At 62.5% G+C, this 9546-nt stretch carries 8 protein-coding genes; 6 read left to right on the forward strand and 2 right to left on the reverse strand.

Annotated features, from left to right (window positions below):
* The 5 genes from HX786_RS26305 to HX786_RS26325 form a co-directional block, all read left to right on the forward strand.
* Positions 1 to 1488: efflux RND transporter permease subunit (locus tag HX786_RS26305; RefSeq protein WP_178912805.1), on the forward strand; the 1488-nt coding region annotated here is incomplete at its 5' end.
* The gene (locus HX786_RS26310) at positions 1485 to 2906 is read left to right on the forward strand and encodes an efflux transporter outer membrane subunit (protein WP_178912806.1); all 1422 of its coding nucleotides are present in this window, start codon (positions 1485 to 1487) and stop codon (positions 2904 to 2906) included. The genes HX786_RS26305 and HX786_RS26310, both read left to right, overlap by 4 nt.
* Positions 2907 to 2973: 67 nt before the next feature.
* Positions 2974 to 3879, forward strand: coding sequence for a DUF808 domain-containing protein (locus HX786_RS26315; protein ID WP_178912807.1), 906 nt, complete (start codon positions 2974 to 2976; stop codon positions 3877 to 3879).
* A gap of 34 nt (positions 3880 to 3913) precedes the next feature.
* On the forward strand, positions 3914 to 4897 hold the full coding sequence (locus tag HX786_RS26320; protein ID WP_134327091.1) for a GlxA family transcriptional regulator: 984 nt from the start codon (positions 3914 to 3916) through the stop codon (positions 4895 to 4897).
* Between the two features lie 71 nt (positions 4898 to 4968).
* Positions 4969 to 6960, forward strand: a complete 1992-nt coding sequence (locus tag HX786_RS26325) for an FUSC family protein (protein ID WP_178912808.1) — start codon at positions 4969 to 4971, stop codon at positions 6958 to 6960.
* A 30-nt stretch (positions 6961 to 6990) separates the two neighbouring features.
* Here the strand turns inward: HX786_RS26325 and HX786_RS26330 are convergent, their stop codons facing one another.
* Entirely contained in the window at positions 6991 to 7779 is a 789-nt protein-coding gene (locus tag HX786_RS26330) for a VacJ family lipoprotein (RefSeq protein ID WP_003210582.1), read from the reverse strand.
* Entirely contained in the window at positions 7772 to 9070 is a 1299-nt protein-coding gene (locus HX786_RS26335) for a hypothetical protein (protein ID WP_003210581.1), read from the reverse strand. The genes HX786_RS26330 and HX786_RS26335 overlap by 8 nt, the downstream gene beginning before the upstream one ends.
* Positions 9071 to 9306: 236 nt before the next feature.
* Between HX786_RS26335 and HX786_RS26340 the strand changes: the two genes are divergently transcribed.
* Positions 9307 to 9546: hypothetical protein (locus HX786_RS26340; RefSeq protein ID WP_178912809.1), on the forward strand; the 240-nt coding region annotated here is incomplete at its 3' end.

Here is a 9546-nt window from a genome sequence, read left to right on the forward strand (position 1 = left end):
TTTTTCCCCCAGGAAGACACCGGGCGCTTGCAGGGCAGCATCCTGGCGAACCAGAGCATTTCCTATGGGGCGATGCAGAAGGACTTCACCGAGATCAACCGCAAGGTGATGAAAAACCCGAACATCGAAACCGTCGCCGGGTTTGTCGGCGGTGGCGGAGGGGGCGGCGGGGCGGTCAACAGCGCGCAGATGTTTGTATTGCTCAAGCCCCTGGGCGAGCGCAAGGACAACGCCACCGAAATCATCGGCCAGATCCGCCGCAGCCTTGGCGACTTGCCGGGCACCAAGCTGTATTTGCAGTCGGCCCAGGACATCACCGTGGGTGGCCGGCAAAGTGGCGCGCAATACCAATACACCCTGACCGCCGATGACCAGGAGTCGCTGGACGAATGGGTGCCCAAGGTGGTGGCGGTGCTGCGCAAATTGCCGCAACTCACCGACCTCAATACCGACCAGCAAGACAACAGCTTGCTGGCCAATGTGCAAATCAACCGGGATACGGCGGCGCGCCTCGGGGTGAGTGTCTCGGCGGTCGACCAGACGCTGTACGACGCCTTTGGCCAGCGCCAGGTCGCGACTCTGTATCGCGCGGCCAACCAGTACCACGTGGTGATGGAAATCGCGCCGGAATACTGGACCGACCCTTCCGCGCTCAAGGGCATTTATGTGCCGACGGGCACCCAGGCCACGACCACCAAGGGCACCACGGCGGCGCCCAACCTGACCACCGGGCAGACCCTGGTGCCACTCTCGGCACTGGCGGATAACACGGTGGCGCGCACCGCAATTTCCATCAGTCACCAGGGCACGTTCCCGGCGGTGACAGTCTCGTTCAACCTGGCGCCCGGCACGTCCATCGGCCAGGCCACGGCGATGGTGGACGATGCGGTGAAGCAACTGCGCATGCCCGCCAGTGTGGTCGGCCAGTTTGCCGGTACGGCCCAGGTGTTCCAGTCGTCGGTGGCCAGTGAGCCACTGCTGATCGTCGCTGCGTTGCTGTGCGTGTATATCGTGCTGGGCATCCTCTACGAAAACCTGACGCACCCGCTGACCATTCTTTCGACCCTGCCCTCGGCCGGCGTCGGTGCGTTGATCGCCTTGCTGCTGACCGGCACCGAGCTGTCGATCATTGCGCTGGTGGGGGTGATTCTGTTGATTGGTATCGTGAAGAAAAACGCGATCATGATGATCGACTTCGCGATCACCGAGCGGCGGGAGTTCGGCCTAACGGCCAAGGAAGCGATTCGTCGGGCGTGCCTGATCCGTTTCCGGCCGATCATGATGACGACCCTGGCGGCGATCCTTGGCGCGCTGCCGCTGGTGCTCGGCACCGGTTATGGCTCTGAGTTGCGCCGGCCGTTGGGGATTTCGATTATTGGTGGCCTGCTGTTCAGCCAGGTGCTGACGCTGTACACCACCCCGGTGATCTACCTGTGGCTCGACCGGGCGTCACAGCGCCTGGGTCGGCGTAAGGAAGCAAGGTTATGAACGTGAAATACAGCGTGCTTTGCATCAGCCTGCTGCTCGGCGGCTGCATGGTCGGGCCCGATTACCAGAAGCCCGCCATGGAGCTGCCGCAGTCATTCAAGGAAGGCGCGCAGTGGCAGCGTGCGGCGGCCAACCCCCAGGGGGCCATGGACAGCCAGTGGTGGCTGGCCTATCAGGACCCGGTACTGAACGATTTGGTGGCGCGCTCGGCCAAGGCCAACCAGTCGATCATCGCGGCGGAGGCGGCTTATCGTCTGGCCCAGGCGCAGGTGGCGTCCAGCCGGGCAGGGTTGTGGCCCACCGTTGGCGTAGGGTTGTCGGGTTCGCGGGGAACGGCAGGCAGTGGTAGCGGCACGTCCACCACCGGCACCACGACGGGCGGCGTGCAGAACAGTGTCAGCGCCACCTTGACCGCCAGCTGGGAACCCGACCTGTGGGGCCTGGTGCGGCGCGGGATAGAGTCCAGCCAGGCGACGGCCCAGCAATCGGATGCGTTGCTGGCCGGGGTGCGGCTGTCCATCAGTTCCAGCGTGGCGAGTAACTACCTCGCCCTGCGGCAGATGGACATCGACGTGCGCCTGTTGCAGCAACAACAGAAGATCAACCAGCAACTGCTGGACATGATCCAGGTGCAGTTCACCCAGGGCGTCGCCACCAACGACCAGTTGCTGGTGGCCCAGAACCAGTTGACCACCTCGATTGCCGACTTGCAGACCTCCCTGCGCGACCGCGAGCAATACGAACACGCGCTGGCCGTGCTGGTGGGCGTGGCGCCGAGTGAATTCAGCGTGGCGGTGCGCAATGACTACAGCTTCGTGGTCCCGCGGCCACCGCTGACCTTGCCGTCGACCCTGCTGCAACGGCGTCCCGATGTGGTGGCGGCGGAGCGCTCGGCAGCGGCGGCCAACGCGAAAATCGGCGTGGCCGAAGCTGCGTTCTTCCCTACGCTGGATCTGACTGCCGAGGCCGGTTACCGCGGCAGTGCGTTGGGCGGGTTGTTCTCCCTGCCCAATCGCATCTGGACGTTGGGCCCGGCGCTGGCGGAAACCCTGTTTGACGGCGGCGCCCGCGAAGCGGCGGTCAAGCAGGCCGAGGCCAGCTATGACCAGATCGCCGCGACCTACAAGGGCACCGTGCTCAGCGCCTTGCAGAACGTTGAAGACAACCTGTCGGCAATCAACCACCTGCAAACCCAGGCCGATGCGTTCCAGCAGGTGTACCAGCGTAATCAGCAACTGTTCGGCAGCCAGGAAGCACAGTTGCGCGCCGGCACCGTGAGCCAGGAGGCCGTGCTGACCCAGCAACTGGTGTTGCTGCAAGCCGAGCAGAATCTTCGCGACACCCAGGGCCAGCTCAGCCAGGGCAGTGTGGCGCTGATCCAGAGCCTGGGCGGTGGTTGGCAAACCCCTCAGCACTGAACGGCTCGCTAACCCGGTGTGCGCCGCGTTATTCTCGGCGCACTTTGAATCACGGGAAGCCTGAGCCATGGCAGGAAGCAGTTTGCTGGTATTGATCGACGACATCGCTGCGGTGCTCGACGATGTGGCGTTGATGACCAAGATGGCTGCGAAGAAAACCGCCGGCGTGCTGGGGGACGACCTGGCGCTGAATGCCCAGCAAGTCTCCGGGGTGCGCGCCGAGCGGGAAATTCCGGTGGTGTGGGCGGTGGCCAAGGGCTCGTTCGTCAACAAGCTGATTTTGGTGCCGGCTGCGTTGCTGATCAGCGCGTTTGCGCCGTGGGCGGTCACGCCGTTGTTGATGCTGGGCGGCGCTTACCTGTGTTTTGAAGGTTTCGAAAAACTCGCCCATAGCTTCTTCCACAAACGCACCGAAGAGCAGGCGCACCTGGTGGAAGCCGTGGCGGATCCGGCCACGGACCTGGTGGCCTTCGAGAAGGACAAGATCAAGGGCGCGATCCGTACCGACTTCATCCTCTCCGCCGAAATCATCGCCATCACCCTCGGTACCGTGGCCGATGCACCACTGGTGCAGCAAGTGATCGTGTTGTCGGGTATCGCCATCGTCATGACCATCGGCGTCTACGGCCTGGTGGCCGGTATCGTCAAACTCGATGACCTGGGCCTGTGGCTCACCCAGAAGCCCGGCCAGGCGGCGCGCAGCATCGGCGGGGCGATCTTGCGGGCGGCGCCGTACATGATGAAAAGCCTGTCGGTGATCGGTACGGCGGCGATGTTCATGGTCGGCGGTGGCATCCTGACCCATGGTGTGCCGGTGGTGCATCACTGGATCGAGACCGTGAGCCAGAGTACTGGCGGCCTGGCGTGGTTGATGCCGACGTTGCTCAATGCAGTGGCGGGGATCATTGCCGGGGCCGTGATGTTGGCGGTGGTCAGCGTGGTGGGTAACCTCTGGAAGCGTGTGAGGGCATAGGCATTTGATCGAGCGACGGCAATTCAGCGGAGGCATGAAAGGCAAGAACCTCCGTTATCTGAATGAAAATCCCGGCGAGGCCCGCCAGACGGTGCGTGCGGGATTTGTGTTGCTCGAACATTTTTCGCTGCCGGCGTTTACCCAGGCGCTGGATACGCTGATCACCGCCAACCTGCTGCGGCCCGCTTCTTTTTCTACCTCGACCTTCGGCTTGCGGGAAGGCGAGGTGATCAGTGACCTGGGGCTGGTGATCCGGCCCGATGCGCGGCTTGAGTCTTCGGTGCTTAAAGAGTTGGACCTGTTGGTGATATGCGGTGGCTATCGCACTGAACTGAAGGCTGCGGAGGAGTTTATCCACCTGCTGAAAAGCGCCTCGGAGCAGGGTGTGAGCCTGGCCGGTTTGTGGAATGGTGCGTGGTTCCTGGGGCGTGCGGGATTGCTGGGCGGCTACCGCTGCGCCGTGCACCCGGAACATCGCCCGGCCCTCGCTGATTTCTGCAAGGCGACGCAGGTCAGCAGCGAACCCTATGTGATTGATCGCGACCGGCTGACGGCATCGAGCCCTTCCGGTGCGTTTCATATGGCGCTGGACTGGATCAAGGGGCTGTACGGCAAAGCGCTTGTGGAGGGGATCGAGGACATCCTGGCGTTTGAGGAGTCGCGCTACCGGCGGGTGAAACCCACGGAAAACGTGTGCTTGAGCGCGCCCCTGCGCGAGGTGGTCAACCTGATGGACGCCAACCTCGAAGAGCCTCTGGAGCTTGAGCAACTGGCCGTTTATGCGGGCCGTTCCCGACGCCAGTTGGAGCGTTTGTTCAAGGAGCAGCTTGGCACCACGCCCCAGCGTTATTACCTGGAACTGCGCATCACCGAGGCCCGTCGGCTGCTGCAACACACCGAGCTGTCCCAGGTGGACGTGCTGGTGGCCTGCGGGTTTGTCTCGCCGAGCCATTTCAGCAAGTGCTACAGCGCCTACTTTGGCTACAGGCCATCCAAGGAAAAGCGCCTGGTCAAATAGCCTGAGATTGGCATTCGCCACAAATATAGATACGATGCTAATCATTAGCTTGCTATCTATATGTGGGTTTAATGAAATCCTCCACCTTCCAGCTCCCTGATTTCTGGCAGGCGACGTTGACCCCGTCCCGTAGCGATCTGCTGTTTGCCTTGCGCAACATGATCGCCGGCGGGGTCGCGTTGTACCTGGCCTTCTGTTTTGACTTGCAGCAACCGCAATGGGCCCTGACCACCGTATTTATCGTGGGCCAGTCCACCAGCGGCATGGTCCTGGCCAAAGGCGCCTATCGGCTGGTGGGTACGTTTGTCGGGGCCATGGTTTCCATTGCGATGATCGGCGTGTTTGGCCAGGCGCCGCTGCTGTTCCTGCTGTGCATGGCGCTGTGGCTGGCGTTCTGCACCACGGGGGCATCCTTGCTGCGCAATCATGCGTCCTATGGGTTTGTGCTGGCGGGGTACACCACGGCGATTATTGCGCTACCCGCTACGGCGGCACCGCTGGGAGTGTTCGATGAGGCGGTGGCACGCTGCCAGGAGATCAGCCTGGGGATTCTTTGTGCCTCCATCGCCAGTACGATTCTGTGGCCGCGCCGGGTCGAGCAGGTGCTGGCGGTTCAGGCGCGCGCCGCCTGGCAGGCCGGGGTGCGGGCTGCCGCTTCGGAGCTGTTGGGTACCGACCAGCGAAAAGGCTTGCTCGAAGCATTGAGCCGCCTGGTGGCGGTGGACAGCCAGCGCGACCATGCCTGGTTTGAAGGGCCCAAGGGCCGGCGCCGCTCCCAGGCCTTGCGGGTGCTCAGCCGTGATCTGCTTAGCCTGCTGCGGGCGGCGCGGGGCGTGGCGCGCCAGCGGATGATGCTCGATGAAACGGCGGCGGTCGGGCCACTGATTGAAGCGGTGGCTTCGGCGTTGCAGCAGGAGCGTCTTGATGAACTGCCCGAGTTGTCACAACGGCTTGGCCTGGCGTTGCAGGATCCGCAGCTTGGCCAGGAGGCGCACTTTTGCCTGGTGCAACTGGCGCAGGTGTTGCGCTTGATTGAGCTGGGTGCATTGACGCTGTCGGCGGTCGAGCAGGGCAGGGTGCCGCCCGGCGCACCGGGGGCGATGTCCTGGCACCGGGATATCGAGCAGGGGGTGCTAGGTGGGCTGCGCAGTGCGTTGGCGTTTCTGGCGGTCGCGGCGTTCTGGATCTTTACGGCATGGCCTTCGGGTTTGGGCGCGGTATCGATTTGTGGCGTGGTGTTGAGCCTGTTTGCAGCGCGGGAAAACCCGTCGGCTTCCAGCCTTAACTTCCTCAAGGGCATAGCGCTTTCGATCCCGGTGGCCGGTTTTGTGTGCTTCGTGCTGTTGCCCGGCTTCGATGGCTTTCCCTTGTTATGCCTGGCGTTGGGAGTGCCGCTGTTTTTCGCCTCATTGTGCATGAGCCGCCTCAAGCTGGCGGCCACGGCCTCGGCGTTCTGCATCTTTTTCGTCAACAACGTCGGGCCCAGCAATGTGATGACCTATGACTTCGCCGCGTTCCTCAACAAGGCCATCGCGACGTTGGTGGGTGTCGGGATTGCCGTGGTGGTGTTTCGGCTGATCCAACTCAATCCCGGCGAGCATCACTATCGGCGGATGTTCAAGGCGTCGCTGTTCGACCTGGCGCAATTGACTTCCCGCCCCCTGGAGCAGGCTGAAAGCTGGTTTGGCGGGCGCATGGCGGACCGGCTGATTCGCCTGTCGCGCTACAGCGAAACCTTGCCTGCCGATCGCCGTGTCCACTGGGATAACGGATTGCTGGGGCTGGACCTGGGGGATGAGTTGCTGGAGTTGCGCGCCTGCCTGGCGGACAGCCGGGGTGCGTTGGCGATTGAGCGCGATCGCTATTTGCGGGCATTGGAGTCGGTGTTGGAGGAGGGTGGACCGAGCGTGGCGAATGAGTTGCTGATGGATGCGGCCAGCGTTGCGATGCTTGAAGCGCTTGAACAGCCTTCGGGATTGGCGGAGCAGGATCGGGAAATGGCCAGGGCGGCCGTGCTGCAACTGCGGTTTACGTGGCGTAAGTGGTGTCGGCGGGGGATGTAGGCGCTGGCAAGCCAGCGCCTACACTGGGCATTACTCGGCGATCTGCAACTTGCGCGCCTCGGTGTACACGTAGCGCACCTTTTCATACTCGAACGGCGAGTTCATCTGGCCGTAGCGGAAGCTGGTCTGGTAGCGCTTGTCGACGGCGCGCAGGGCCCAGATTTCCGGGTGGTTTTCGCTGACCTTGGACACGTTCAGGAAGTTGATCTCGGTCTCGGCGCCGTAGTCCACCAGCAGGCCGGTGGTATCCCGCAGGTTCGACGGACCAAACAGCGGCAGCACCAGGTAGGCGCCGCCCGGTACACCGTAGAAGCCCAGGGTCTGGCCGAAGTCTTCGCTCTGGCGCGGCAGGCCCATGGCGGTGGCCGGGTCCCACAGGCCGGCGATGCCGATGGTGGTGTTGAGCAGCAGGCGCCCGGTGGTTTCCAGGGAACGATGGCCCTTGAGCTGCAGCAGGCTGTTCAGCAGGTTGGGTACATCCCCGAGGTTGTTGAAGAAGTTGCTGACGCCGGTACGCAGGAAGCTTGGGGTGACATAGCGGTAACCGTCCACCACCGGCAGGAACACCCACTGGTCGAAGCGGTAGTTGAAGTGGTAGACCCGGCGGTTCCACGACTCCAGCGGGTCGTAGACATTCAGCGCGTTGACCGACGAGCGCTCGAACTCACGCTGGTCCAGGCCAGGGTTGAACTTGAGGTGGCTCAGGGGCTCCTTGAAGCCGTCGGAGTCCACTACGGTCGGCGTGTGGGCCTTGCTGTTGTCGGCATTGGCCACGCCCGCGCACATCAGGGCGGCGAGCAGCAGAAGATATTTAGCCACGGAAGAACTCCAGCATGGCGTCGGCGTTGACGCGGTAGTTGAGGTTGCCGCAATGGCCGCCCAGGGGGTAGACGGTCAAGCGATCGCCGAAGGTTTTACGCAGGAAGCCAAGGTCGCCAGGGCCCAGGATCACGTCGTCGGCGTTGTGCATGACGGCGATTTTCGGGCTGTCGTGCAGGTAGTCCTTGAGGGCATACAGGCTGACCTGGTCAACCAGTTGCAGCAGGCTGCCGCCGTCGGAACGGGCGCGCCACATCGGGATCACCTGTTCGGTGAGGTAGCAGTCGAAGTCGCACTGCAGCGCACGCTTGAGGAACGGCGTGAGGCTGGTGCCTTCGCTGATCGGGTACTTGGGCGGGATGATCAGGCCGCGACGGTTGATCAGGTCCGAGGTGAAGGCAATGTCGGCCGCCGAGAAGCGGAATGAAGTGCCGATCAGCATCGCCATCTGTTCGTTGGTCAGGTGTTCCTTGGAGTTCTGGAAGTCGTAGAGCAGGGCATCGTTGAGGTCGATGTAGCCCTTTTGCTGGAAGTAGCGGGTCAGTTTGTTCAACACCAGCTCATAGAAGGTGGTGCTGTTGTTGATGCCCTTGACCTCGGTCTGCACCAGCTTGTCGAGGTTGGTGATCGAGGTATAGAGGTTGACCGGCGGGTTCAGCAGCAGGACTTTCTTGAAATTGAAGCTGCGACGGGTTTCATCCAGCTTGCTGACAAAGGCTGCGTCGAGGGCGCCGAGGCTGTAGCCGGTGAGGTAGAAGTCGGTCACGGGCAGCGTCGGGTTTTGCGCGCGTACGGCCTGCATCACGCGGTACATGTCTTCGGCGTCTTCCTGGCTGATGCCGGGAGTGGCGAAGCGCGAGGCGGCGGCGATGAAGTCGAAGCTGGTGGGGGACGACAGCTGGACGACGTGGTAACCGGCCTTGTAGTAGAGCTTTTTCAGGTATTCGTTGATGGTGCTGTCAAAGCGTGCGCCGGTGCCGGCGATCAGGAAGATCAGCGGTGCGGCACGGTCCTGCTTGGCGATGCGGTAGGTGAGTTTCTTCACCGCCCAGAAGTTGTCAGGCAGGCTGAACTCGCGCTCGGGACGCATCGTCAGGGTGTAGTCGGACTGATTGATTTGATCGTCCGATGGCAGTTCCGGCCGCAGGTTCGGCGGGGTGGTGGCGATGGTCGCTTCAAACGGGTTGGTCAAAGGGTAGCCATAGCTGGCCTGGTCGATATCGACCGCCAGTGCTGACGCACTCAGAAAAAGGCTGCCCAACAGGGCCGCACAGCGCAAGGAACGGAGCATGACTAAATCCCTAAGAGGAAAACGTGCTGAAGTGGAGTTCGCAGGCTATGACCACCGCGTTGCTGCCGAAGTGCCAGCCTTCGGCACTAAAAGTCGGAAAAAACGTCGGAATCGGGGTAATAGTAGCGAGACGATACACTTTGGCACGCCTTAATGAACACTTATCTGTTTGCAAAACTTGCCAACGGCCACCGGGGGATTAAGCTGGGCGCCGTTTTCGCCTATCGGAGTGCCCCATGTCCCGCCGTTTTCCGCTGATCCTGTTGCTTATTGCCCTGCCGCTTTGGCTGGCCGCCAGTTATGGCGCGCGTTACGGATTCATGGAGGATGGCCGTTGGGTGGGCATTTGCGCTGACGAAGCCAGCCGCTGGGAATGCCAGGTGCGTTCCAACCTGGGGTTGATGATTCACTTCAAGGTGCTGGGCTGGGCGGCGCTGGTCACGGCGGTGCTGGCGTTTTTCGTGCCGGGCAGGGCC

The organism is Pseudomonas sp. 21615526 (genome assembly GCF_013386245.1).
GTDB lineage: Bacteria > Pseudomonadota > Gammaproteobacteria > Pseudomonadales > Pseudomonadaceae > Aquipseudomonas.

What these genes read in the sequence shown, in the direction of transcription:
- HX786_RS26310 (WP_178912806.1), top strand. Translation starts at nt 1,485, where the DNA reads ATGAACGTGAAATACAGCGTGCTTTGCATCAGCCTGCTGCTCGGCGGC.
- HX786_RS26315 (WP_178912807.1), top strand. Translation starts at nt 2,974, where the DNA reads ATGGCAGGAAGCAGTTTGCTGGTATTGATCGACGACATCGCTGCGGTG.
- HX786_RS26320 (WP_134327091.1), top strand. Translation starts at nt 3,914, where the DNA reads ATGAAAGGCAAGAACCTCCGTTATCTGAATGAAAATCCCGGCGAGGCC.
- HX786_RS26325 (WP_178912808.1), top strand. Translation starts at nt 4,969, where the DNA reads ATGAAATCCTCCACCTTCCAGCTCCCTGATTTCTGGCAGGCGACGTTG.
- HX786_RS26335 (WP_003210581.1), bottom strand. Translation starts at nt 9,070, where the DNA reads ATGCTCCGTTCCTTGCGCTGTGCGGCCCTGTTGGGCAGCCTTTTTCTG.